Source organism: Bacteroides sp. PHL 2737, assembly GCF_004115325.2.
GTDB classification, from domain to species: Bacteria; Bacteroidota; Bacteroidia; order Bacteroidales; family Bacteroidaceae; genus Bacteroides; species Bacteroides hominis.
This window is the reverse complement of sequence record NZ_CP040630.1, coordinates 3155129-3181693: the sequence shown is the minus strand read 5'-3', so window position 1 is coordinate 3181693 and position 26565 is coordinate 3155129. Positions and strand designations below refer to the sequence as shown.

25 protein-coding genes and 1 pseudogene are annotated in these 26565 nt (G+C 45.6%); 11 read left to right on the top strand and 15 right to left on the bottom strand.

Annotation, left to right across the window (positions count from 1 at the left end):
* Nucleotides 1-73 precede the first annotated feature (73 nt).
* Entirely contained in the window at nt 74-1030 is a 957-nt protein-coding gene (locus DBK98_RS12920) for a D-2-hydroxyacid dehydrogenase (protein ID WP_005776688.1), read from the top strand.
* A 2-nt stretch (nt 1031-1032) separates the two neighbouring features.
* Here the strand turns inward: DBK98_RS12920 and DBK98_RS12915 are convergent, their stop codons facing one another.
* From DBK98_RS12915 to DBK98_RS12875, 10 genes and pseudogenes are all read right to left on the bottom strand, one after another.
* Nucleotides 1033-2544 carry an STM4011 family radical SAM protein gene (locus DBK98_RS12915; RefSeq protein WP_032536416.1) on the bottom strand — a complete coding sequence of 504 codons (1512 nt, stop codon included), beginning with the start codon at nt 2542-2544 and terminating at the stop codon, nt 1033-1035.
* A gap of 13 nt (nt 2545-2557) precedes the next feature.
* Nucleotides 2558-3838: an STM4012 family radical SAM protein gene (locus tag DBK98_RS12910; RefSeq protein ID WP_032531378.1), complete on the bottom strand. Its 1281-nt coding sequence runs from the start codon at nt 3836-3838 to the stop codon at nt 2558-2560.
* Nucleotides 3835-4686: an STM4013/SEN3800 family hydrolase gene (locus DBK98_RS12905; RefSeq protein ID WP_005808788.1), complete on the bottom strand. Its 852-nt coding sequence runs from the start codon at nt 4684-4686 to the stop codon at nt 3835-3837. Before DBK98_RS12905 ends, DBK98_RS12910 begins: the two co-directional genes overlap by 4 nt.
* Nucleotides 4673-5683 (bottom strand): STM4014 family protein, encoded by a 1011-nt coding sequence (locus tag DBK98_RS12900; RefSeq protein WP_005819752.1) that lies wholly within the window; start codon nt 5681-5683, stop codon nt 4673-4675. The genes DBK98_RS12905 and DBK98_RS12900 overlap by 14 nt, the downstream gene beginning before the upstream one ends.
* 4 nt (nt 5684-5687) lie before the next feature.
* On the bottom strand, nt 5688-6752 hold the full coding sequence (locus tag DBK98_RS12895) for an STM4015 family protein (RefSeq protein WP_032536417.1): 1065 nt from the start codon (nt 6750-6752) through the stop codon (nt 5688-5690).
* 122 nt (nt 6753-6874) lie between these two features.
* Nucleotides 6875-8023: a cytochrome d ubiquinol oxidase subunit II gene (gene cydB / locus DBK98_RS12890; RefSeq protein ID WP_032536418.1), complete on the bottom strand. Its 1149-nt coding sequence runs from the start codon at nt 8021-8023 to the stop codon at nt 6875-6877.
* A gap of 25 nt (nt 8024-8048) precedes the next feature.
* On the bottom strand, nt 8049-9602 hold the full coding sequence (locus tag DBK98_RS12885) for a cytochrome ubiquinol oxidase subunit I (protein ID WP_005776681.1): 1554 nt from the start codon (nt 9600-9602) through the stop codon (nt 8049-8051).
* 32 nt (nt 9603-9634) lie between these two features.
* Entirely contained in the window at nt 9635-9850 is a 216-nt protein-coding gene (locus DBK98_RS12880) for a DUF4492 domain-containing protein (protein ID WP_005776680.1), read from the bottom strand.
* A 162-nt stretch (nt 9851-10012) separates the two neighbouring features.
* Nucleotides 10013-10192 (bottom strand): annotated as a pseudogene (locus tag DBK98_RS23280) (AAA family ATPase); the annotation flags it as partial.
* Nucleotides 10193-10471: 279 nt separating this feature from the next.
* Nucleotides 10472-11299: a DUF4373 domain-containing protein gene (locus tag DBK98_RS12875; protein ID WP_005776678.1), complete on the bottom strand. Its 828-nt coding sequence runs from the start codon at nt 11297-11299 to the stop codon at nt 10472-10474.
* A gap of 459 nt (nt 11300-11758) precedes the next feature.
* On the opposite strand from DBK98_RS12875, the gene DBK98_RS12870 reads away from it, so the two are divergent.
* The 6 genes from DBK98_RS12870 to DBK98_RS12845 all read left to right on the top strand — a co-directional run bounded on the left by DBK98_RS12870 (nt 11759) and on the right by DBK98_RS12845 (nt 18517).
* The gene (locus DBK98_RS12870; protein WP_005808797.1) at nt 11759-13186 is read left to right on the top strand and encodes a TolC family protein; all 1428 of its coding nucleotides are present in this window, start codon (nt 11759-11761) and stop codon (nt 13184-13186) included.
* Between the two features lie 14 nt (nt 13187-13200).
* Complete coding sequence (locus DBK98_RS12865) at nt 13201-14424, top strand: efflux RND transporter periplasmic adaptor subunit (protein WP_005808799.1); 1224 nt, start codon at nt 13201-13203, stop codon at nt 14422-14424.
* A 2-nt stretch (nt 14425-14426) separates the two neighbouring features.
* On the top strand, nt 14427-15170 hold the full coding sequence (locus DBK98_RS12860; RefSeq protein ID WP_005808801.1) for an ABC transporter ATP-binding protein: 744 nt from the start codon (nt 14427-14429) through the stop codon (nt 15168-15170).
* A gap of 147 nt (nt 15171-15317) precedes the next feature.
* Nucleotides 15318-16538, top strand: coding sequence for an ABC transporter permease (locus DBK98_RS12855; RefSeq protein ID WP_005776673.1), 1221 nt, complete (start codon nt 15318-15320; stop codon nt 16536-16538).
* Nucleotides 16539-16763: 225 nt separating this feature from the next.
* On the top strand, nt 16764-17822 hold the full coding sequence (locus tag DBK98_RS12850; RefSeq protein ID WP_032536420.1) for a sensor histidine kinase: 1059 nt from the start codon (nt 16764-16766) through the stop codon (nt 17820-17822).
* Nucleotides 17819-18517, top strand: coding sequence for a LytTR family DNA-binding domain-containing protein (locus DBK98_RS12845; protein ID WP_005819743.1), 699 nt, complete (start codon nt 17819-17821; stop codon nt 18515-18517). Before DBK98_RS12850 ends, DBK98_RS12845 begins: the two co-directional genes overlap by 4 nt.
* A gap of 229 nt (nt 18518-18746) precedes the next feature.
* On the opposite strand, the gene DBK98_RS12840 is transcribed toward DBK98_RS12845, so the two are convergent.
* The 4 genes from DBK98_RS12840 to DBK98_RS23270 form a co-directional block, all read right to left on the bottom strand.
* Nucleotides 18747-19901 carry a hypothetical protein gene (locus DBK98_RS12840; RefSeq protein WP_022012965.1) on the bottom strand — a complete coding sequence of 385 codons (1155 nt, stop codon included), beginning with the start codon at nt 19899-19901 and terminating at the stop codon, nt 18747-18749.
* A gap of 193 nt (nt 19902-20094) precedes the next feature.
* Nucleotides 20095-20424: a hypothetical protein gene (locus tag DBK98_RS12835; RefSeq protein ID WP_005808813.1), complete on the bottom strand. Its 330-nt coding sequence runs from the start codon at nt 20422-20424 to the stop codon at nt 20095-20097.
* 403 nt (nt 20425-20827) lie between these two features.
* Complete coding sequence (locus DBK98_RS23275) at nt 20828-21346, bottom strand: hypothetical protein (protein WP_005808815.1); 519 nt, start codon at nt 21344-21346, stop codon at nt 20828-20830.
* 144 nt (nt 21347-21490) lie between these two features.
* Nucleotides 21491-21757, bottom strand: coding sequence for a hypothetical protein (locus tag DBK98_RS23270; protein WP_005808817.1), 267 nt, complete (start codon nt 21755-21757; stop codon nt 21491-21493).
* Between the two features lie 629 nt (nt 21758-22386).
* Here DBK98_RS23270 and DBK98_RS12825 point away from each other — a divergent pair.
* The 4 genes from DBK98_RS12825 (at nt 22387) to uraH (ending at nt 25642) form a co-directional block, all read left to right on the top strand.
* Complete coding sequence (locus DBK98_RS12825; RefSeq protein WP_050503203.1) at nt 22387-23121, top strand: outer membrane beta-barrel protein; 735 nt, start codon at nt 22387-22389, stop codon at nt 23119-23121.
* An 11-nt stretch (nt 23122-23132) separates the two neighbouring features.
* Nucleotides 23133-24806 (top strand): S41 family peptidase, encoded by a 1674-nt coding sequence (locus DBK98_RS12820; protein WP_032536421.1) that lies wholly within the window; start codon nt 23133-23135, stop codon nt 24804-24806.
* Nucleotides 24807-25068: 262 nt separating this feature from the next.
* Nucleotides 25069-25173 (top strand): hypothetical protein, encoded by a 105-nt coding sequence (locus DBK98_RS23630; RefSeq protein ID WP_198286613.1) that lies wholly within the window; start codon nt 25069-25071, stop codon nt 25171-25173.
* A 46-nt stretch (nt 25174-25219) separates the two neighbouring features.
* Nucleotides 25220-25642 (top strand): hydroxyisourate hydrolase, encoded by a 423-nt coding sequence (gene uraH / locus DBK98_RS12810; protein ID WP_032536441.1) that lies wholly within the window; start codon nt 25220-25222, stop codon nt 25640-25642.
* Between the two features lie 105 nt (nt 25643-25747).
* Here uraH and DBK98_RS12805 read toward each other — a convergent pair whose 3' ends face one another.
* Nucleotides 25748-26557 carry an RNA methyltransferase gene (locus DBK98_RS12805; protein WP_032536422.1) on the bottom strand — a complete coding sequence of 270 codons (810 nt, stop codon included), beginning with the start codon at nt 26555-26557 and terminating at the stop codon, nt 25748-25750.
* Nucleotides 26558-26565: the final 8 nt, after the last annotated feature.

Sequence of the window (26565 nt, the reverse complement as noted above, 5' to 3'; positions counted from 1 at the left end):
TTGTTTTATTAGATAAAGAGTTATTAATTCAGTATTCAAGTACACAAACTTAATACTTAACACCTAATAATTTATGAAGATAGTAGTTTTAGACGGCTATGCCGCCAACCCCGGAGATCTGAACTGGGATGAATTGAGAACTTTAGGTGAGTGTGAAATCTATGATCGCACAGCCCCCGAAGAGGTGCTTACACATGCGAAGGACGCCGAGGCCATCCTTACCAACAAAGCCGTGATCACCGCAGAGCACATGGCCTCTTTGCCTAACCTGAAGTATATCGGCGTAATAGCCACCGGATATAACATTATTGATATTGCGGCAGCCAAAGAACGCGGTATTGTGGTTACCAACATCCCGGCTTACAGCACTCCATCCGTCGGACAGATGGTTTTTGCCCATATCCTGAATATCACTCAGCGAGTGCAACACTATGCAGACGAAGTGCGTGGAGGGCAGTGGACCCGGAATCAGGATTTTTGTTACTGGGATACCCCGCTTATAGAGCTGTTAGGAAAGAAAATCGGTCTTATCGGACTGGGACAGACCGGATATAATACAGCCCGTATCGCAATCGGGTTCGGAATGAAAGTGTGGGCCTATACCTCCAAGTCACGGCTTCAGTTGCCTCCCGAAATCAGAAAAGCGGAACTCGACCAGATTTTCCGTGAATGCGACATCGTCAGTCTGCATTGTCCGTTAACGGAATCAACCCGTGATCTGGTTAATGCCCGCCGCCTTGAACTGATGAAACCAAACGCCATCTTAATCAACACCAGTCGCGGCCCTTTGATCAATGAACAAGACCTGGCAGACGCCCTGAATAATTATAAGATTTATGCTGCCGGATTGGATGTACTCTCCACCGAGCCTCCACGTGCGGACAACCCATTGCTGACTGCCAGAAATTGCTATATCACCCCGCATATAGCCTGGGCTACTTCCGCCGCCCGTGAACGTCTGATGACCATTCTGGTTGACAACCTGAAAGCATACATCGGTGGAAAACCCATAAACAACGTAGCCAAATAAAGTCAGATATCAAAAAAGACAGGAATACTATCGGGATTCAAAATATATCCCGATAGTTTCTTCAACTCTTCTTCCGCATCCATCACTGCACAAGAATAACCGGCAACAGACATCATCGGCCAATCGTGCATCGTATTACCTACCACCAGAATCTCCCGCAAAGAGATTCCCAACCTCGAACATAGAGTCATCAGTCCATTCTTTTTTCCCGCCCTGCTGTCCACCACTGTCAGCAACCGGCCTTCCTGATACAGTTGATATGCCTCCCCCTCCAATCCGGCCGACAACCGAGTAGCTTCCCGGACAGTAGACGCAAGCACGGCATACTTAAAGATTTCCCCTTTCCAAGTATAACGAGTGATCCGGCAACCGGGGAAATCAAGAGTCACAGGATGTTCAACCGGAACACATTCAACGGTATCTTCATAACACAGAAAGCCCCCATCGGCAAAAACCCCTCCCGAAAACAAGTCGAACACATCACCAAGCCGCTTCTTGGCGTGTGCCATCGGCAAGGCAGTACTCAGGTACAGAGGTAAGCGACCGGACATATATTTTAGTGCAGAAACGGTACGCCCGGGAATCCTCCCCTGCACATCTGTCAATGTACCGTCAATATCAAAGAATACAGCCCTGACCTTTTTCCTCTCCGGTATACGCCACAATGCCCCTTCTCCCATCATTCTCCTCAGAGGCGTATCCCGCAGATTGCTGAAAGCAATATAGCAATCGCATACTTTACGGAGACAAGAAGGCTGAAGGAGCGAAGCAGAATCATCGTAGAAATTCCCTGTCCGCACCCCACTTCTCGGGCAGGCATACATCCCCCCTTCCCGGTCAACAAACAGACTCTCTCTGCCTCCGGAACAATTATTCAAACATGCTTTTGCGTTCCGCCGATCATAATCGAACAGATTATCCATCTCGTTAAAAAAGCGGACATCTTCCTCCGAAAGCGGCTTCCGTAAACCTTGCATTGCGTTCACAAACAAGTAAACCGACGGATCCAGCAGCAGCCTCAACCTCCGGATCTGTTCCTTTGCCGAAGGATCACCAACCACTCCCGCACAGACCTCAATACCAGCCGCATGCAGTTTTTCTATTTTAGACGCAAAATCTGTGACATCCGCCATTTCAGGATGGTAGCTCCCCCAGAATTTGATTTTGGTGACATCTGCCCGAGCCTCTTCAACTTCATCCAGAAAACGGGAAACTGAAAAGGACAGGTTGGTCTGACAAGAAACCCCGGCCACATGGGGCATGGCAGCCAGACGAATGATACCTTCTCTGTAATACCGATGTATCATCGCTTCTCCATAAGGGATAATCAGAATACGCAACGCCCCATGCTTCCACTGACCGATACGTGAAATAAAACGGTGCAGCGCTTCCCGGTCACTATCCGTATCGGCAGATGCGGATTTCCTGCCAAACGGACAATACGAACATGTATAGTTGCAATATTCCAGACTGCCCCTATAATAGATATTCCGGATAGTACTCAAAGCCCCCATCGTGCAAAGTTGATCAAGGATATATATACTCAGACATCAGTCTCCTTACGGCAGGTGAAACAAAAGACTGGCCGATGTAATCGGAATAAGCCATTCCTTCCTCCGTAAGAAGCAGAACCCGGTTTTTCTCTTCAATCCACCCACGGTCTGTAAATTCCCGGAAGAGCGTTCTGTCCGGCTCCTTACCAAAACGTTGTTCATACTCCGCCGTGTCCAGCCCCCGATAATACATCAGGTTCTTTATAATAAACCTTATTTGTACCTCTTCCGCGGAAAGCAAATAACCATTGGTTACCGTCAAAAAATCAGCAGTCCGGATATAACGGTCTATCTCTCCGGCTATGGCTTCCTGCCGCACAGCGTATGGAGTGGCATAATGTAAATCTCCCAGATAGCTCCGTCCCCCGGAACCACAGGACAGCATGGTTTCATCGCCACAGGAGAACTCCAGTTCCACTGTTTTCCGTTTAACAAAGCGACGCATGGAAGTCTGCACAAATCCCTGCTCCACCAACAGTTCACGAGCTGACCTGTAAATAGCATAACACATGTCATCCGTTGAGCGTACATCGATACGTGTACCCGGCCGGACATAAAGAGGATAAATAAATAATTCGTCGGGGCGATAAGTAAGCGCAGTGGTAAGCGAGTGAATAAAGCTATCCACCGTCTGTCCCTCAATGCCATAAATCAGGTCGAGGTTCAACTGCGGGAAGTCCGCTTCCCGAATATTTTGAAGTGCATCGATCACGGTAGCAAGCACAGGCCTCCTTTTCAGTTTTTTCAACTCCGCATCATTGAAACTCTGTACACCCATGCTCAACCGTTCCACCCCCCTCGTCCGCAATTGCCGCAAAACTTTCTTGTCGGCATACTCCGGTGAAGTTTCGATGGAAGTGAATACCTCCGAAGGACGTACGCCGAACAGCTCGGCTATGCAAAACAGTTCATCCAACTGCTTTTCGTTCAGAATAAGCGGAGTACCTCCCCCAACTGCAAACGAAGTAAATTTCAGATCTTGTGCCGCCACGGACAACTGTTCTGCCTGACGGCGCATCGTACGGAGATATGCCGAGATACGCCCTCCATCACAGCTCTGCTGTGAAAACAGATTGCAATAACCGCACTTATGGGCACAGAAAGGGATATGAAAATATAGACTTGCCTGCCCCCCTGCCAACCGTTCAAAATAAGGGGCAAGAGAGACCGGAGGATTAAAAGTACGGTAAGCCGTCTTATGCGGATAACTGTACATATAGCTGATATATCGTGAAATCTGCTGCTGATCGTTCATTTTCTGAGAATAAAATGTTTATAAGGCACCGTATATACCTTCTCGTGGGAAATGCAGTGATACTCGTAACCGTCCTCACCATAACAGGTGCCATGATCGGACAAAGCAATGACCAATGTATCCGAACGTCTTCTGAAAGCCTCGAACAAGCGGGGCAACTGACTGTCAACGTATCGTAAAGCCGCAGCATGTGACTCTTTGTCGTCTTTCTTCTTACCCTCTACATAATGGCAGTTGGGATAATGGATGGCCGAGAAATTGATATACATGAATACTCTCCGGTCCGCCGGATACTTTTCCAGTTTACTGACAGCAAAGTCCACCTGATTGGCGGCACTGTTCTTATCCGTGCAGCCAAAAGCAGGCAGCCAGTAACTTTTATTGAAATAACCGGGAAATACCCTTCCGATGTCATTCCGTTTACTGAAAAAGCTGACTCCGCCGATACAGATGGTTTCATAACCGATATTGGACAGGCTCTGTACGAATGTAGCTTCTTTAAAAGCATAACTGCCCTCCGGAGGTATGCGCCCCGTGCCGGCCTGAAAAGGGAAAAAAAGCCACTTCCGGCTGCGCAACACATGGGGTTCGGCAGGTGAAGGCAAGAATCCGGCAAAAATGGCGAAATGCGAGGGATAGGTAAAATTGCCGGGAGCATGCCTCTTCTCCCAGCCACTGCCATAGCTATTCAGTACGGGAGTTCCCCCGGAAGCCTCTTCGGCCACACTGACGTCATAGCGCAAGGTGTCGAAACAGAGCATCAGTATGTCATGCGTGCCCACAATTCCATTCATATCTATATCCGGTTTCCGGTCTTGCTTACCGGATGGCAGTTCATCTATTTCCATTGAAAAGTGATTCTATCGTTCTTATCTGATTGGTGTATATCTTATTCTCCGTAAACATATCCTGATAGATATGATCTCCCTGTCCGTTCACCTCTATAATATAAGGTGTATCCGTGTTCCGTGCAATCAGCACATCTATGCCTGCATACCGCAGTCCCAGAGCCCGCGTGGCGGCAATGCTCCGGCAAAAAAGCTCCTCACGGACGGAAGGTGCAAGCGAAAGCTCTCCGAACAGCCTTGCTTTGTTGTTCAGATGAAGATTGGTTATGGCACCTTTGCTACAACGTACCACGACATAGTCGACTTCATCTTCCCTACAGACAACACGCAAGTCATAATTCTCCCCTTCCAGTTTTTCTTTTACCATCCACTCTTCAAGGACAGCTCCGCATCGCATGACTTCTTCTGCCAGCACAGCAATCTCTTTCCGGTTTGTCAACCGGCAGATACGTTTTTCATTACAAGCATGATCTCCCGCCCAACGCATGGTCGTATAAGCCACCCATTCGTCCCGGCGATGATTGTATCTGACAGCCATTACCCCTCCGGCTCCGGAGCCATAGCGAGGTTTAAGAAACCCTCCCCTCTTCTGTCGGTAAAGCAGTTCGGCCAGTTCATCAAAAGTGCGTAGTGCCGCCGAGAACAACGGGGTTGTTTTCAAGCCTGCCCCGGCCAGTTTCTGCTGAGTGCGGACCTTATCCAAAGCACAGAGAATTGCACTCGGCTCGTTCAGAAAATGCACGCCCTCCGGTCTATCCACAGCGGCTAAGCGCCTCAACATCTTCCTGTAATCCCGGCAAAGCGAATTGTATTTCCGGAAGTCCGTTTCCTGAAACACCGGAGGTTCCAGCTTCACAACCGTATCACGATACTCCGGAAGAGTAGCCATCAACTCATCGTATGTGACAAAGCAGGTATCCGCCCCGAGGCTTCTACCCGCTTTGATAAAGTAGTCCGTACGTTTTGAAGTCGAATTACTGACAACACATATCTTCATTCATTTACTCCGTAATCATTGGGAAACTGTAATCATCATCATACTCTTGTGAGTCGGAAACGTCGATCTTCACCGGCAGTGCCTTCTGCAACTCCTTTTTCATCTCGTCACTCAGGTAATTGTATTTCATATTGATAAACTTCAAGTGGCTGATCTTGTCCACATGATCCAGCAACAGTTGTGCTCCCTTGTCTGTCAATACTCCGGCAGAGATATCCATCGTCTCCAGTTGGGGAAGAATATCCGATTCGAGGAACATCTCCACAACAGCATCTTGTTCTTCCGCATCGACAATGCCCAGCCATTTCAGTTTAGGAAAACGGTCTTTGGAGAAGAGAGGCTTGAATACAGCCAGATCACCCTCAAATCCGTAGTCTTCCACTCCTACATAAAGGACCAGCTTTTCAAGGTTAAAGAGGTCGGACCCCAGAATGTCCTCCACCACCGAATCGGGCAGGCCACCACTGATAATCTCAAGTGACTTCAGGTTGGGACGAGGTTTCTTGCCAATGCTCAGATTATTGGTGCCTTTAATCTTGAGATTGTTCAGCAAGGGCATCACGTCCAACACCGGACCTAAATCCACCTGCTCAATCCAGGAGATCTCCTGTTCTTCAGAATCCATGTCTCCCCAGAACAGGCCCTCAAGATGGGCAAACTTTTCCTTATTCGCCACAATGCCGTCGGCAATAGCCGAGCAGTCCTCTCCGTCGTACCCCCAACAGCCGATCGTGATCTGCCTGAGCGACGGCAGCTTTTTATCCTTCAATATCCTATCCATCAAGTTCACGCCTTCTTCTGCCTCGTCATAGCTCAGCGCATACTTTTTAGCTTCCACCTTCATTTCCTTGGCAACCTCTTCCCGGGTTTCCACATATCCTTTCTTCGTCTTCTCCGCCACTAATTTGGCAGCGGCCTTTTCGGCCTCTTCGACCGACGAGAAATTCTTTACTTGTGTTTGTCCGTCTGTTCCCAACTTGCCATAGTTCACAACAACATCGGTTCCCCGAACATCGATGCTCCAGAACTTATGAGACTTAAAGTCTTGAAATACAAATACTCGTTTCATAGTATGTCTGTTTAATTACTGATAAAAACAATGCTTATCCGCCTTCGTTTGTCAAGAGCAGATAAGCATCGCTACAAAAGTAATAAAATTCCGATATCCTGTACTTCTATCTGATAAAAATCTTAGTAGGCATGTCCGCCTTCGTCCATTTCCTTTGCATCGATCTTACGATTGTCGATGCTGCGCCAGGCGTAGAAGATGTAGGCGATGACAAACGGAACCAAGATAGAAACGTAAGCCATGGTTTTCAGCGTAAACTGGCTGGAACAACTGTTGGCAAGGGTGAGAGAGCTTTGTATATCCGTGTAAGACGGATAATAAGCTGTATTGTTATATCCGGCAGTAAGCAACAGTGCCAGGACGGTGAGTACCGTACCAATGCCGGCAAACCAGATCCCTTTATCGAATGTCTTCTTCAACATTGTTTTGCCAATGCCGAACAGCACCAGCACAACCCCTGCAAGGAATATAATCAGCACTACCGGCATTTCGATAAAGTTATTGAAATACTTATAAGGTTCCATATAGATCTCCTTTGTTTCCGGATTGACAGCATATCCGTCGGCCAGCAAAGTGCGGATCACAAAAGTTAGGAAGAACACCAGAAACAGGGCTGTATTCGCAATCAACGAACGACGACACTTGCCGACGAGTTCCTTATCGGCTATGTTATTGATGAAATAGAGAGCTCCCAGGATGCGTGCCAGAAAAAACACGGCCAGTCCCAGAATCACATTCCAGATATTGGTCAGCGCATCGAGCCCATGCCAGCCGTTGCCCCAATGGCTGATGACAGGCATAATCTCGTTCACCATATTGCCCTTATTGATATAAAAATCGGACCCTGTGAAGAAGGTAGCTACCGCACCTCCCAAGAGCAGAGGGCCGACCACACCGTTGATCACCAGAAAAGTACGGTAAGTCTTCTTCCCGAGCAGGTTGCCCGCTTTGCCCTGAAATTCGTAGCTGACAGCCTGCAATACGAAGCTGAAGAGAATGATCATCCAAAGCCAATAGGCGCCGCCGAAACTGGTACTGTAGAACAGAGGAAATGAAGCAAAAAACGCGCCACCGAAAGTGACCAGTGTGGTAAACGTAAATTCCCACTTACGTCCGGTGGAATTTACCATCATCTTGCGATGCTCCTCCGTTTTACCCAAACAAAACAGCAGAGAGTTGCCACCCTGCACAAACAGCAAGAATACGAGTATAGCCCCGAGCAGTGAGACTACCAGCCACCAATATTGTTGTAGAAAAATGTATGTACCCATAGTTTAAATGATTAATGGTTCGTGATTAATGATTAGCCGCCGGTCCCTTCTTGATCTCCCGGACCATGATGCCGATTTCCGCAATCAGCATTACCGTAAACAGAATAAGGAATATGAAGAATGTGGCCTGTACAGAGCCTACATCCAACTTTGAGATGGCTGCCGACGTGGGCAGCATGTCCCGTATCGCCCAAGGCTGGCGACCACATTCGGCCACTACCCATCCTGCCTGTCCGGCAATGTAAGCAAACGGAATGGTCCATAGTCCGATGTATTGCATCCATCGCATTTGCGACAGGTCTTTCTTATAGACAAAGAAGAGAATCGCAATGAAGAACAGGATAAAGTATCCACCCAAGATCACCATCACGCGGAAGGCATAAAAGTTGAGCGGCACATTGGGAACCAATTGGTTCACATCCTTAATATAACCATAACCAAAATAGGCAACATTCTCTTTCAGCGTGGCGGATGCCTGCTGCATAGCAGCCTCGTCACCGTCTTTTTTAGCCGCACGATAGGTGCCCAATGCAGTAATCGCTTTTTTACCCCGTTCTATTTTCTCGGCAGCCGAAAGCGCTTTCGTGCCGTCTTTCAGTTCGTATCCCCCCTCAATGATATTTTTGATGCCCGGCACAAAAGCATCTGCTTTACGCTCGGCCAGGAAGGAGAGCATCTTTGGAATCTCTATACGGAACAAAAACGGATTCTGACCGTCGTCATAAGTCTTCTTATCAGGATTCAGCACCCCGACAGCTACCAGCCCGGCTCCGTTCTGTCCTTCGTAATATCCTTCTACCGCTGCCAGTTTCATCGGCTGTGTTTGCGCAACGGCATAACCGGAACCGTCGCCGGTCCACACCGTCAGCACCGAAGCTACCAACCCGAAGATGGCACCAATCTTAATGCTGGCTATGGCAAACTCCTTGTCTCTCTTCTTCAGCAAGAACCAGCAACTGATGCCTATCACGAAAACAGCTCCCAGCACCCAACTCGAGAGCACCGTGTGGCAAAATTTATTAACGGCGACAGGCGAAAAGGCAACTGCCATGAAATCGACCATCTCGTTGCGCACTGTATCGGGATTGAACTCCATACCTACCGGATGCTGCATCCAGGCATTGGCTACCAGAATCCACCAGGCGGAGATCGTAGCTCCCAGTCCTGTGAGCCAGGTAGAAGTCAGGTGGAAACCTTTGCTGACCTTATCCCACCCGAAAAACATGACGGCAATAAACGTGGCCTCCATAAAGAAAGCCAAAATGCCCTCGATGGCAAGCGGCGCGCCAAAAATATCACCTACAAACCAGGAATAGTTACTCCAGTTGGTTCCGAACTCAAACTCAAGGATCAGTCCCGTGGCTACACCTACGGCAAAGTTGATACCGAAAATCTTCATCCAAAACTTGGCTGTCCGTTTCCAGAACTCATTGCCTGTTTTATAATAAAGGGTTTCCATGATACCCATAACGACTGCCAAGCCGAGAGTGAGCGGCACAAAAATCCAATGGTACATGGCTGTCAGAGCAAATTGGGCTCTCGACCAGTCAATAAGTGAAGTGTCAATACTTTCAATCATATCATTAGTAGTTAGAGTTAAACTTCAGCCGTTTATTGCCCGCGTTGTATCAGTTCGCCTGCAACGTATTCTTCCTTGTCCTTGTCGGTAGGCTGGCTGCTCAGAAAGTTAGGAAAGAAAAAGAGGCGGAGAATGAAGAACATGATGAAGAGTTTCACCAGTATAATCAGCCACAGGGTGCGGCCCAGAGTCATGCTTCGAAAACCTTCGACATAGAAGTTCCAGATATGGAGCAGTGTATTCTTCATAATACAGGGTAATTTTATAACATATCAAAATTAGTGTCTATACAAATAATAACAAAGATAATCTTAAAAATGTTGATGAAACAAGCAAAATAAACGGTTCTTACTCACCACAGAGGACACAGAACGACACAGAATCGAATCTAAGTTTCTGATTATTACAAAGATAGTCAGGCAGCCACTCTGATAAATCATAGGAATGGGATTGCCCACATTGGCACGGTCATCGTTCAGTGAAGTGGAGGGCACTTCGATTCCTTCCATCTCCCGTAAACCGAAATTGGTCTTCTGCAGCATTTCCACCAGGAAAGCAGGGGTTCCGCCGGTGAACCAATAGTCGCCAAACGAGTTTATCGTACTCGTCGATAAGCAGTTTTTCGAAACTTTGTATCCCTATCGGGAGTTTCCGCAACGGAATGGTTACGGGTGTATTCATGACTCTATTGTGTTTTTAGATACGTGCAAAGATAACATTTTACGACGGATACCCATCCGGGCACCCCCTCACCGACAGCCGGGCTACATCCCACCGACAGCCGGGCTACACCCCACCGACAGCCGGGCTACACCCCACCGACAGCCGGGCTACACCCCACCGACAGCCGGGCTACACCTCACCGACAGTCAGGGACCAGATCTCTGACAGCCGGAGGCCCTTATTTTCCGATCGCCACTTCTTCCGGACACTCCAAGCAAGTGAGGTAGACAAGAGATAGATCTGCAATCCTCCCGCCAATGCCTCGTACCGATAGGGATATGCCCGATACAGCATTGCCTGTCGATCCGCGTTTCGTCCATCCTTATCCGCCGGTCTGTCCGGAAGCCAAACAAAGATTGTATGTTCTCCCCAACAACGGCAGTGGTGGCAGCAATGGCGGCGGCAACAGGAACAAGCACGGAGGTTTCACTTTTACTCTTTTCTGTTGTTTCTGTTGTTGTATTGTATTGTTCTGTATTGTTCTGTATTGTATTGTAGGTTTTTCTGGGTTTTTCTTCCTCAGCCACAGCAAGTTGCAAAGGTTCTTCCGCAACAGGTTCCGTAACCTCTTCCATCACTTCCGGAATCACATTATGCACAGTACGAGCCACCTTTGGCGGACGTCCTCCTTTCGCTCCATTACGACGGCTGTTTGCACATCTCCGGTCCATAGGTTCCATCACCCGGTCCAGATAAAAAGAATGAAACTCCGGCTCCTCTCCTTCACCAAAATCAAAAAGCCCGAAGTTGAGCAGCACATCTCTGAACAACTCAACAGTACCGTTATTGCAACGCGCCAACTGGCTCAATAAGGAAGGTCTGTAACACGTCGTATAGGCAGGCTGATGACGCAAGTAGATCAGAATTGCCATATAGGCTCCCACTCCTCCCGGTCCGAGAGCTTCTATCAAGTCTCCCACTTCCCGTGTGTTCAGGAAATCTTTCTCAAGAATAAAAAATTGTTTTCTTTCCATTTGTTTTTGAGTTTAATTCACCACGGAGGACACAGAGAACACAGAGAGTATCTTTCTCTTAAACATCTTAATAAACAAGAGATTAAAACTCTGTGTCCTCCGTGTACTCTGTGGTGAATCGTATTCATTTCTATACAGTTCATCGTTCTAAACGTTCCGGCTTACAAAAGTAAATATTTACCTTTTAAGAAGTGTGACCTGACAGGTCACACTTCTATCAAAGTTCCTGAAACACACCTCCTTTTTACCTGTGAGGGCAGTTACCGGTCACCGGGACATTTCCCACTCAGGAAATCTTAAAAAAGATTCTCTGTGGAACTCTGTGTCACTCCGTGGTAAACTTCATTCATCGATTATAGTTCATCTTTTATCGTTAAAACCTCCGCTCCCGTCTATCGCTTTTGCGCCTCTTTCTTATACGCTGTACCTTTGTTTCAGTAAAATCAAAGAACCAAGCGTATGACAAACGTAAAAAGAATCACCCTGATAGCCCTCTGCCTGGCAGCCACCCTGCCCGAAGGCGGATTGTGGGCGCAACAAACCGGAACCTCCGGGCAAATGCAGGCCAGCGACTCGGTGGCAATACCTGCCCGGTGGGACCTGCAAAGCTGCATCGATTATGCTTTGCAGCAAAACATCAGCATCCGTCGCAACAGAATCAACGCACAAAGCACACAGGTGGACGTGAAGACAGCCAAAGCGGCCCTCTTCCCCAGCCTTTCATTCTCCAGCAGCCAGAATCTGGTGAACCGTCCCTATCAAGAGTCGAGCAGCATCATCAGCGGATCGGAAGTGCTGAAGAGCAGCAACAAGACAACCTACAACGGAAACTACGGGCTGAATGCACAATGGACCGTATACAACGGCAGCAAACGCCTGAAGACCATCGAGCAGGAAAAACTCAACAACCGAGTGGCGGACCTCGACGTGGCTACTTCGGAGAATGACATCCGGCAGTCCATCGCCCAGACCTACATACAAATACTGTATGCGGCCGAGTCGGTGAAGGTGAACGAAAACACCCTGCAAGTATCCGAAGCCCAGCGGGACCGCGGCAAGCAACTGCTGGATGCGGGAAGCATCGCCCGGAGCGACTATGCCCAACTGGAAGCACAAGTCAGCACCGACCGCTATCAACTGGTCACGGCACAGGCCACGCTTCAGGATTATAAACTGCAACTGAAACAACTGCTCGAACTGGACGGCGAACAGGAGATGCAGATATATCTGCCTGTGCTGGGTGACGAAAATGTACTGTCGCCCCTGCCCACCAAAGCAGACGTGTTTCAGGCTGCCGTGGCCCTACGGCCGGAGATCGAGGCAAGCAAACTCAGTGTGGAGGCTTCGGAACTGGGCATCGGAATAGCCCGGTCGGGATATCTGCCCAGCGTCAGCCTGACAGCCGGAATAGGGACAAACCATACGAGCGGAAGCGACTTCACCTTCGGGGAACAGGTGAAAAACGGATGGAATAACTCCATCGGACTCAGCATCAGCGTACCTATCTTCAACAACCGGCAGACGAAAAGCGCCGTAGAAAAGGCCAAACTTCAGTATCAGACCAGCCAACTGACGCTGCTCGATGAACAGAAAACGCTGTATAAGACCATCGAAGGGTTGTGGCTCGATGCCAACAGCGCACAACAACGCTATGCGGCAGCTGTAGAAAAGTTGCGCAGCACGCAGACCAGCTATGAACTGATCAGCGAACAGTTTAATGCCGGCATGAAGAATACGGTAGAACTGCTTACGGAGAAGAACAATCTGCTGCAAGCACAGCAGGAGTTGCTACAGTCCAAATATATGGCCATTCTAAACACTCAACTGCTGAAGTTCTATCAGGGAGACGAGTTGACAGGACTCACCGCAGAGAACAAAAACATTTAATACGTATAAACGATATGAATAAGAAAAAGATCATCCTTATCGCCGCAGGCATCGTCGTACTGGCAGGCGGAGGGCTTTGGCTCTTCGGAAGCCCGACGGCCAAGCACAAAGTGACCTATACCACGGCGACCGTGAGCAAAGGCGAGATATCCGAATCGGTGACCGCCACAGGAACCATCGAACCGGTAACGGAAGTGGAAGTCGGTACACAGGTATCCGGAATCATCGACAAAATCTATGTGGACTATAATGCGGCAGTGACCAAAGGACAGTTGATTGCCGAGATGGACCGCGTGACGTTGCAGAGTGAACTCGCTTCACAACGCGCCACTTACAATGGAGCGAAAGCGGAATACGAATATCAGAAGAAGAACTATGAACGCAGCCGGGGACTGCACGAAAAGGCGCTGATCAGCGATACCGACTACGAGCAGTCGCTCTACAACTATGAAAAGGCAAAAAGCTCGTTCGAGAGCAGCCAGGCTTCGTTGGCCAAAGCGGAACGCAACCTGTCGTATGCCACCATCACTTCACCGATCGACGGCGTGGTCATCAGCCGCGATGTGGAAGAAGGACAGACCGTAGCTTCGGGATTTGAAACACCGACCCTATTCACCATTGCCGCCGACCTGACTCAGATGCAGGTTGTGGCCGATGTGGATGAAGCCGACATAGGCGGTGTGGAAGAAGGACAACGGGCTACATTCACCGTAGATGCCTACCCGAACGACGTATTCGAAGGAACGGTCACGCAAATCCGACTGGGAGACGCAAGCAGCACCAGCACGAGCAGTACGTCGACCACTGTAGTCACTTACGAAGTAGTGATCTCCGCCCACAATCCGGACTTGAAGTTGAAACCCCGCCTGACAGCCAATGTCACCATTTATACCCTGGACCGCAAAGACGTGCTCTCCGTGCCCGCACGCGCACTGCGCTTCACCCCGGAAAAGCCGCTGATAAGCGACAAGGATGTGGTAAAAGACTGTGAGGGCGAACATAAACTGTGGACACGTGAAGGAAATACATTCACGGCACATCCCGTACAGACAGGTATCACCAACGGTATCAATACCGAAATCACCGGAGGAGCCTCCGAAGGAATGGTAGTAGTGACCGAAGCAACCATCGGAAGCATGCCCGGTGGAAACGTAGCACCCGAAGCCGGACCGGACGGTGGCGGAGAGCAAAGCCCGTTCATGCCAAGCCACCCGGGCAGTAAGAAGAAAGGAAAATAAGTATGAGCAAAACAGTCATCGAACTTCAGAACATCAAACGCAACTTCCGGGTGGGAGACGAAACGGTACATGCGCTGCGCGGAGTTTCGTTCACCATCACCGAAGGGGAGTTTGTCACCATCATGGGTACTTCCGGTTCGGGAAAGTCGACGTTGCTAAACACGTTGGGTTGCCTCGACACACCCACCAGTGGAGAATATCTGCTGGACGGTATCTCGGTGCGTACCATGAGCAAGCCGCAACGCGCCGTATTGCGCAACCGCAAGATAGGCTTTGTCTTTCAGAGCTACAACCTGCTGCCGAAGACGACCGCCGTGGAGAATGTGGAGCTCCCGCTGATGTACAACTCGGGAGTCAGCGCCTCCGAACGGCGCCGGCGGGCCATCGAAGCCCTCCGCGCGGTAGGGTTGGGCGACCGGTTGGAACATAAATCCAACCAAATGTCCGGCGGACAAATGCAGCGTGTAGCCATCGCCCGCGCGTTGGTCAACAATCCGGCAGTCATCCTCGCGGATGAAGCGACGGGTAACCTCGATACACGCACCTCTTTCGAGATTCTGGTGCTGTTTCAGAAACTGCATGCCGAGGGGCGTACCATCATCTTTGTGACGCACAACCCGGAAATAGCCCAATACAGCAGCCGCAACATTGTGCTGCGCGATGGGCAGGTCAAGGATGATAGTGTCAACCCGGACATTCTTTCGGCAGCCGAGGCACTGGCCGCACTGCCTGTGCAGGAAGAATAATACAGTTTAGAAACGAATACGATTCACCACAGAGGACACAGAGGACACAGAGAATATATTTCTCTTAAACATCCTGATAAACAAAATATTAAAACTCTGTGTCCTCTGTGTCCTCTGTGGTGAATAATACTCAAAAACCTTACCATTATGAATGGAACCAATTTATTTAAAATAGCCCTGCGTGCCCTGAACAACAACAAGCTGCGCGCATTCCTTACGATGCTTGGAATCATTATCGGTGTGGCATCTGTCATCACCATGCTCGCCATCGGACAGGGATCAAAGAAAAGCATTCAGGCACAAATCTCCGAAATGGGCTCCAATATGATCATGATCCATCCGGGAGCAGATATGCGCGGAGGAGTCCGTCAGGACCCCAGTGCCATGCAGACACTGAAACTGACCGACTACGAATCATTGCGGGACGAAACCAGTTTTTTAGCTGCCGTCAGCCCGAATGTTTCCAGCTCCGGTCAACTGATAGCCGGTAACAATAACTATCCGTCATCCGTCAGTGGCGTGGGTACGGACTATCTGGAGATACGCCAGCTCTCGGTCGACAACGGCGAGATGTTCAGCGAAGCCGATATCCAGTCCAGCGCCAAGGTGTGCGTGATAGGAAAAACCATTGTAGACAATCTTTTCCCCGGTGGAGAAGACCCCGTGGGACGCATTGTCCGGTTCAATAAAATCCCGTTCCGCGTAGTGGGCGTACTGAAGTCCAAAGGCTACAACTCCATGGGTATGGACCAGGATGACATCGTACTGGCCCCCTACACCACCGTGATGAAGCGCCTGCTGGCACAGACCTATCTGCAAGGCATCTACGCTTCCGCCCTCACCGAGGATATGACGGACAATGCTACGGAAGAAATCACAGAACTCCTCCGCCGCAATCATAAACTCAAGGAAGGGGACGATGATGACTTCACCATCCGCAGCCAGCAGGAACTGAGCAGCATGCTCAACTCCACCACCGACCTGATGACCACCCTGCTTGCCTGCATCGCCGGCATCTCGCTTGTGGTAGGCGGAATCGGAATCATGAACATCATGTACGTCAGCGTCACCGAACGTACCCGGGAAATCGGCCTGCGCATGTCAGTCGGTGCACGGGGAATCGACATCCTGAGCCAATTCCTGATAGAAGCCATCCTGATCAGTATCACCGGCGGCCTTATCGGAGTAATCATCGGGTGTGGTGCCAGCTGGCTCGTGAAAAGCGTTGCCCATTGGCCCATCTTCATCCAGCCCTGGAGTGTATTCCTGTCGTTTGCTGTGTGCACCGTCACCGGGGTCTTCTTCGGATGGTATCCGGCCAAGAAAGCAGCCGACCTCGACCCGATCGAGGCAATCCGATACGAGTAATCTATCACAGAGGACACTGAGAACGTAAAGTAAAAAAAAGTATAAAGAACGACGAAAGCCCGATATTCTATCAGTAAAGCCTATGATGCTGATTGCTTTCATTGCCTATTATATATTCTTTATACATTATATATAGTAAACTCTGTGTCCTCTGTGGTGATCCCCGTTTATCGTTCATTGTTCAAAACGTCCCAAACGTAAACTAAAATTAGTATCTTTGTCCCCATGAAACAGTCTCTGACATCAGCCCGCCGCCCTCTGGAAATACTGATACATATTATCAGCTGGGGGATCGTGTTTGGTTTCCCTTTCTTCTTTATCGATCGTGCGGAAAACAGCATCAATTGGAGTGCCTATCTGCGCCACTCCGTCGTACCCATCTCCTTTGTCACCGTATTCTATCTGAACTACTTCCTGCTGGTCCCCTTCCTCTTGTTCCGGGAACAGAAGAACAAGTACATCATCTATAACATCCTGCTGGTCTGCATAATCGGCCTCCTGCTGCACATCTGGCAAAGCCTGAATGCCCCGGTACCCCCCATAAAGAAACCTCACATGCCTCCCGGATGGATCTTCTTTGTACGGGACATCCTGAGCCTTATCTTCACCATCGGCCTGAGTGCCGCCATCCGCATGAGCGCCCGCTGGGGAGAAGCCGAAGCCGCCCGCCGCGAAGCGGAAAAAAGCCGCACCGAAGCCGAACTGAAAAACCTGCGCAATCAGCTCAACCCGCACTTCCTGCTCAATACGCTGAACAACATCTACGCACTGATTGCCTTCGACAGCGACAAAGCGCAGCAGGCTGTACAGGAACTCAGCAAGTTGCTCCGCTATGTGCTTTATGACAACCAGCAGAACTACGTCCCCCTCTGCAAAGAGGTCGACTTTATCCGCAACTACATCGAACTAATGCGTATCCGCCTCTCTGGAAACGTAGAGGTCATTACGCAACTCGACATACAACCGGACAGCCAGACGAAGATCGCCCCGCTGATCTTCATCTCCCTTATTGAGAACGCCTTTAAACACGGCATCTCCCCTACCGAACCGAGCTTCATCCACATCCTTATCTCTGAGAATAAAGAAGAGATCCGGTGTGAAATACGTAACAGCTGCCATCCCAAAACCAATATGGATAAAAGCGGATCGGGCATCGGCCTCGAACAGGTGAGCAAGCGCCTCGAACTGTCTTACCCCGGACGCTACCGATGGGACAAAGCCATCTCTGAAGATGGCAAAGAATATATATCGAAATTATTAATATTTAATCATCCACAGCCGTGAAACTACATTGCGCCATAGTAGACGACGAGCCTCTGGCACTCAGCCTGCTGGAGAGTTACGTCAACAAAACCCCTTTCCTTGAACTGGCAGGAAAGTATTCCAGCGCTGTACAAGCCATGAAAGAACTTCCGGGACATCAGATTGACCTGCTGTTTTTGGATATCCAGATGCCGGAGCTTAACGGCCTGGAATTCTCTAAAATGGTAGATGCCCGTACCCGTATTGTCTTTACCACCGCCTTCGGTCAATACGCCATCGACGGATACCGGGTCAACGCACTGGACTACCTGCTCAAGCCCATCTCGTATGTCGACTTCCTGCAGGCGGCCAACAAGGCATTGCAGTGGTTCGAACTCGTTCAGAAACCCGAGGAAATAGACAGTATTTTCGTGAAGAGCGACTACAAACTGGTACAGGTAGAGCTCAAAAAGATATTGTACATAGAAGGTCTGAAGGACTATATCAAAATCTATACCGAAGATGCTCCCAAGCCCATCCTATCACTTATGAGTATGAAGTCCATGGAAGAGCTGCTTCCCCCCACCCGCTTTATACGTGTACACCGCTCTTTCATTGTCCAAAAGGACAAAATACGCATCATCGACCGCGGCCGCATCGTATTCGATAAGACCTACATCCCCGTCAGCGATAGCTACAAACAAGCTTTCCAAGCTTTCCTTGACGAACGAAGTTGAAAGGATTTGCAGCTGATTTATCGGTAAAATGTGAGCATTTGTCGATTATTATTTATATATAAACAAAAAAATCTCTATCTTTGTAACAAACAGAACGGAAGTTGTGAAACTTCCAAGAATAGAATAGTTTAGTTAAGTCTAGTTTAGTTTTTGTGTTGAAGGGCTTCTACCTCAGAGGAGGATTTAGAAGCCCTTTCTATTTATACCTTATAATTCTAATAAGAGACATCTACACTTGTTTGAGTCTGAGCGTATTCATCATTCTCTCTATAAATGGTTTTTCGTATGTCAGAGCTTCAAGGAATACATCTGGTAAAATTCCAGGGGTAATTGTATCCAATGTTGCCAATAATGTACTATATTTAGGTCTTAATAGTTCACACCCTTTATTATAGCAGCTATTTACGTATTCTTGCCACTGTCTGACCAACATATGCCCCCGTTGCTCCTCTAAATTCGGGATACTCCAGTTATCTCCACACCCCAAATGAGTAGCAGTAGCAGGCATACCTGAAGCTTCCATAAAAATACTACACGGAATGCACGAACCAATCTTAGAAGTTCCGGAACTCAAAGCAAACTCAACACACATCTCCTGCCTTTTATCCATAGTATTTCCAAATTGCATTATAGCCTGAGTCATCCCATGATTACTTTTGAATAAAAACTTTCCATCTAAAATGTCTAAAGATTCTAAGAGTTCTTTAGTAACAGTATCTGGAGTTTTTTCGCCACTTAAATATCCTGTAGGGATGTAGTGCCTTAATGACTTAAATTGTTCACTTACTTTTTTTATGCACTCTAAAGATTGATTAGTAGTTTTAGCCGCATCTTTGTAAGCAGTACTAATTTTTTCTTGTTCGTAAGTGTCAATTTCTCTATAATGGGGAGAATAGATTTCTAATTTTGAAGCTCCTATAAAAGATATAGTTTTCTCTACTATCTTATATAGCCCTCCTATATATGCTCCACGAAGAGGATTTTGGGCAGCTTTTTGTAATTGATCTACAACAACCTCAAAGTCTTTTGCCCATTGACTAAACTCTTCTACCGTCATTCCACCATGTTTAGCCCCAACAAAAGGCAAGTGAGATGACGGAAGTGCTTCTTTTATATCTACATTACACCCCACATTAGCCAATAGTTTTTGGATTTCCTTATGCTCTTGAACGGTTTTCGCATTTTTATCACTAATTTTTGCATTTTCTATAGCGATCCTCTCTTTTTCTTGCACAGTCATCGTTTTACTTTCTTGAACTAACGATTTTTGTTCATATATAAGCTGCGTCCTTTGTGGTTTTCTTTCAACAATTGATTGGTGAATAAACCCCACTGCAATGGCAGTACATAGAACATCTGCATTGTTTGAATTTAAAATAGCCATAATATTCCTGTTTTTTTAATTAAAGTTAGTGTAAGCTTACGATACAAAAGTATGCAATAGGAAGGTTGGAAGCAATTATAAATTTCTGATAAGGAAAATAACCTTTCGGATGCAAGAGGATTTCTCTTAAATGAGAAAGCCCCGATTCCTAAGAACCAGGGCCATAAAAGTAGAAATTAAGTTGAAAAGCTCACTATTCCTTCACAATCTCACCTTTTTCATTCAAAAGAACAGTGATATCTTCTGTAGATTGATCTTCCTTGGTTACAGTCACAATCACTTTATATACCTTACCGGCTTCTCTTTCCGAAACGAAAGCCTCCTTTATAGAAGCACCTTCATAATCTTTGGCCAATGCATTGATGACAGGAGTAGGAAGTTCCTTTGCGGCAACTTTTGTAAATTCGTCCTGAGGAGTTTGCAGAGTTTGTTCTACTGCTAAAGTGTCACCCGATACGCCGGCAAATGCTACTGAAGTGCCTAATCCCATAATCATTGCTAATGCTACTAATACCTTTTTCATAATCGTAATTTTTTAGTGTGAATAATTAAAACTAACTCTTATGCCAAATAAAAGGCAAAGGACATGCCAGAATACTAACAGGCCGCAAAGCGACTATAAAACAGCAAGTTACATTCAATATAATAAAAAAAAGATTGGGAAATAAATGGGGAATAGACACACACTTTGGGGAATAAATACACAATAAGCTCCGAATCTTTCGATCCGGAGCCTTACACGGTTATAAAAAAACAACGAGGAGAATCGCGTAGTTTTCCGTTTACACAATATTGGAGATAGTTACTTTAGGTGCCAGGGTTACCGATTTACTACTCAAGCAATATATTTCCATACTACCTCGGATATTTCTTCCTACCCTGTGATCACTTTTCAGAACCCGCCCATAACATTTAAAGCACATCAACTAAAGTACCGGACAAATAAAGAACTCCTTGGTTTTGCTGCTTTGTGCAAGTATATAACATGCTTGATTCTCTTTGAACGAAGTAACCGTATCATAAAACGAATCAAGATTTCCATTATTTAAATCTTTGTCTGTTTTTCTATCTGTAGAAAGTTCCCACATAAACCAACGTCTATCTTTCTCGCTGTGGAAATATGCAATAGGTTTGCCCAAATGCACAAATGCAGTCACACTTGGGTAATAGCGTGCCCAATTGCCACATCTCAATTCTGATTGACCGTTCCATTTTGTAGATAACTCAGAAACAAACCATCGATTGTCTTGTGCACTATGCGCAAACAAATAACTACGCCCATTTTCGACAAAAGGTATTAAGACCTTGTAAAAACGTGCCCAACGCCCTTCTTTAATCCTGTTCTTTCCATCCCAATTAGTGGACAACTCAGTCATAAACCAACTCTTATCCGAACTGCTATGAGCAAAAATATAATTTTTACCGTTTTCATTAAAGGGGATCATAACATCATAGTCTTTGCCGAATCCCTGGCCATTTTTTATTTCTTTCTGTCCATCCCATTTAGTAGATAACTCAGAAATAAACCACCGATTTCCTCTGTTACTATAACAGAATATGTAATTTTTTCCATTCTCAACAAACGGAACCTAAGAATTATAATACCAATGCCATTTATCATCGATAAAAACCTGACCTTCTCCCTCTGACGTCAGAGATGACAACTTAATCTTATTTCCATCAGCACTATGAGAAAAAAGAAAATTCTGACCATTCTCCTCAAATCTCACCATTGGTGAAAAGAAATAACTCCAATTTCCTCTCTTCATACCTTTCACATTAAGCAGGTTGCCCGCTTTTCCGTTACCCGCAATATTTCCTATATTGAAACCTGCTGTATCCATCTTTTCATTCATAACCCTAAAAATATTGTTCTACTCTATCAAAGGCTTTTCGAAACCCGCCTATACGTTTTAACTATTTCTGCAAGCTTACGATACAAAAATATGGGATAAAAAGGGAGGGAACAATTATGAATTTCTGATGAGCATATTGGCCTTCCGAAAACCGGGAGATTTCTTTTAAATCGAAGAAAAAAAACAAAATAGCATCAGTCAGATGGATACCGGAAAGGTAATATTACCAATATCATCTAACATATTTGTGGTATTTTTCATATAAATTTTAAAAAAAAGCAATGAAATGTGTTTGTTTTCCGGCATAGAATAATAGTTTTGTAAAATATAGAAGTACCTATTTTAATCAAAACCTGAATATATATGAAGAAATTTAAAGTTTATAGAGATAATCAGATGTAGGCGAATTCTTTCCACAAGAAGAATTCGCCAAGTGATATTTCAATCATAAGATACCTGAATATGATTGAGCATGCTATGGATCTGAATAGCATAAAATCGCATTGATGATACAGTTCCGTTGCACGTTTCTCGTGACAACATTAATACACAGTCGATACCTGTTCGTATTATACCTAATTTAATCCACCATAATTTACTTATTCGAACCACAACATCCGTTTGGTTCTTTGTTTAATTTAAACATTAATTTTATGAAAAAACAAGTAGCAATTTTCATTCTGTTAGGAATTATAACAATTCCTTCATCTGTAAAAGCACAGAAATTAAAAGTTAGTTTGGATGTCGGTATCTCCAAGAGTATTTTAAGTAGCGACGTTTCCAATCTGGTCAATACACGTTACAATACCCAAACAGGGGTTGCAACCGGTGTAAATCTTGAATATAACTTCTTTAAAGACTTTATTGTGGGAACAGGTCTGGGATTCATACAAAGAAACTATGAATATAAAAAGACGGATAATATTACGGGAACGCATACACTGTATAAAAACAACTTTATGAATGTACCGCTGAATGTAGGGTTATATATTTTCAATAACCCTTATAAAGAGAATGGTGTATGGCTCAAAATTCAAGGCGGTGTTTACTATGAATACTTTACAAGAATGCACCGGAAAGGAGAATACCCGATCTTTGCACAATTACAGAAAGACGGTTCCTATATCAGAGCTCAAGTGAATGAAACGTATGATTTCAAGCGAAATGAAAATAACTTGAAAAGAAACCTGTTCGGGATAGAGGGCACAGGAGAAATCGGTTATTCTTTTAAGAAGATCGATGTTTTTGCTTCATATACCTATCAGTATGGTCTAACCGACATATACAAAGCAAAAACTTCTTCGAATCGTAAATCGAGAAGAATCTCAAACATAATATCATTGGGCGTCGCCTATAAATTCTAAAACTATAGATTATGAAAACTAAAAAATATAATTGGACATTACGTCACTTCTTTCTTTTATTTCTTGTGCTCTTTATTTCTGGAAGTTGCGTTGAAGACGTTACAGAATCAACCAAAGAACCAACACGGTATACAGCAAGTGATATAAAATCATATTCTGACCTGTTCGATGTGTTTTGGAATACAATGAACCAGAAATACAATTATTTTTACGAACAGAGTAGTTTGAACTGGGAAGCGATATATAAAGAATATACTCCAAAGTTCAAAGAATTAAAAACGTTTAACAGGGATAAACAGTATACCAAAGCTGAAATATCAGATGATTGTAACAGAGCAATAGAATACTTTACAGAAATCATTGATCCTATCATAGACCAACATTTCTATGTAAAAATAGCACTTCCCGTGTCACATAGTTATTTCAAAAGCACCATTTTTTATGGTGGAATGAAGAGTAAAGACAAGATATATGCTTATCCTTTTGATCTAAAGTATGAATATATGAAACCTAAGATACAACCTGACACAGGAGTATTCGGACATAAAAATGATATGTTAGGTGGCTTCTTATCAGACAATCCCGACATATACTATTTCGGTTTTAAGTCGTTTACAATAAGTAATGATTATATAGTTTCTTTTGGTGATGAATACTTGGTTATAGATGATAAAAGCCCGTATTATTTAACAGGAAAAGAGATAAGAGATACCATTGAAGCGAAAATAAAAGACCCTGCTGTAAAAAGTGTCCTGATTGAGAAGTCTATAGAATATATAGATAAGTTTAACTCTTTCATGATGTCCGAGATCGCGCAAGATGCAATAAAAAAAATAGAGAACTTTAAGCAATCTGAAACTATAGACGAGAGTTTTGTCGAGGCATTACTCAAAGCCAAAAAGAATGCACCCAATATAAATTTAGAGCTATTACAGCTAAGCGGTCTGGAAGAGTTTAAACTAAATCCGAATTATACCAAGTGGTTTAAACAACGCTCGACCGAGCATTTACAATTAGCATGTGAGTATACAGTTTTTCTCTCGGATATAGATAATGTTATCAACAATCAATATAAGATAGATTTCTATAAGAATTTCCTGATACCTCTCAAAAACGGGGATATAAAAAAGATAATACTGGATCTTAGAGGAAACGGTGGTGGTATGGTTCTTGATGCAAGAACATTTACAGATCGCTTTATCACCAAAGACGCCATCTTTGGCTACCAGAGGTTCAAAGAAGACAATAATCCATTCAGTTATACCCCATGGACACCCTGCATGACAAAGCCAACAGACATTGGGATAAAAAAAGAAATACCGGTAGTTATTCTCTTAGACAAGAACAGTGCAAGTATGTCTGAAATCAGTACCCTAATGCTAAAAAGCCAGGGGAAACATGTCACTGTCGTAGGACATTATAGTGCCGGTGCAACTGCCGGATTAGGAGATTCGGATCAGTTTAACGGAGGGCTGAGAGGTAAAGTCGGTGATTACTTAGAGTTTTATATGCCTTTACTTGCAATGCAGGATGCAACTCATACTGTAATAGAAGGAATCGGGATTAAACCGGACTTCCTAATGGAACCACTAACCGAAGAAGAAATTTATGAAATGGCCCTTTCACCTTATACCCATATTGATCGCACGTTAAAACAGGCTGTAGAAATATTAACCAACAATTAACAGCCCTTTTACGATTAAGACCGGAGAGAGCCGGGAATCGACTAAAAATTAATTGCCGCATTGATGTTCCGGTCATGATGTGCCCTGTATTCAGTGTACAATCATTGACGGGATATCAAGCGGCATCCCTCCCGGCATAGCAAATTTGAGAATGTAAATCGAAGCCAGTTGATTTCATCCTTCTCTTTTTAAACTATATTTGTGACCCAATAATAAAAAAATGAATATATGCTTATATTAAGAACTATTTTAGTCTTCATACTTGCTTGCCGGCATTTGTGAAATTGGTGGCGGATATCTGGTATGGTTGTCAGTTAAAGAGGGTAAGTCGGTATGGAGATCCATCTTTGATCCAAACCAAACATAAATTCAATTTATTTGTTAATTATATAATCATAATAACGAAAACAGATATGACGCAACTAATCAAGAAATTCTCGGTAATTATTATTTTATCCCTCCTACCCTTCTCTATCTATGCCCAAACAGAAAGCCATCAGCTAAGTACACACATACTTGATATTAGTAAAGGAGAACCGGCACAAGGAGTTGACATCACCCTCTATAAATTAAATCCTTCCACCCCAAGCCAATGGAAACAGATTGCAACCGGCAAGACTGATGTAAATGGAAGAATCTCCAATTTTTTACCAGGCATAGAGGATAATACAGGTATATATATGCTTAAATTTTATACAGAGCCTTATTTCCTGAAACAAGGCTTAAAATCAATCTATCCGTTTGTCGAAGTTATATTTAGAATTGAAGGCAAAAAGCATTATCATATTCCGATTACTATGTCAGCCAACGGGTATTCTACATACAGAGGGAATTAATATATTCCTTATTACAATTTATAAAGTAAGGCAGCTTTATGAGGCTGCCTTACTTGTTATCTTTCATTTCTGTTCTTCTACATTATACACTACTCTTTGTATTCACTAATACTCTTTCTCAGCACGAAGTTGCCAGAAAGCGATGGCAGACGCAGCAGCCACATTGAGCGAATCGACCCCATGTGACATAGGGATGCGAACGACATAGTCCGCTTCGGCAATCCTCTCATGCGAGAGCCCGTCTCCCTCGGTACCCATCACAATAGCCAACTTGGGTTCGGTTGTCAGCACAGGATCATCGATGGAAATAGAATTATCCGTAAGCGCCATGGCAACCGTACGGAAGCCCCACCGAGCCAGATCACTGAGAGGACCATCCAGCCAAGTCCATGGTACAAGGAAGACCGCCCCCATAGACACCCGGATCGCACGTCGGTTTAATGGACTACAAGAGTTGCGCGTAAGCAATACCGCATCTATTCCGAGAGCGGCCGCCGAACGGAAGATGGCACCGATATTGGTAGTATCCACCACCCCGTCTATGATCACGATGCGCCTGGCTCTCCGGCATACTTCCTCCATACTTCGCGGAACCGGAAGACGCATGGCACAAAGTACACCACGTGTCAAAACGTATCCGGTCAGCGTAGCAAGCAGTTCTCTGTCACCTGTATAGACGGGTATATCACCACAGCGTTCAATGATATTCGCAGCATCCCCCGTGATATGTTTTTGCTCACACAAAATTGCTAAAGGTTCATAGCCTGCATCCAAAGCCACTTTAATGACTTTGGGACTTTCCGCTATAAACAACCCCTTTTCAGGCTCGAGGCGATTACGCAACTGAGCTTCGGTAAGGGTACTGAATATCTCTACTCCGGGATGGGACAAGGATGATATTTCGATAATAGGCATATTGTTAT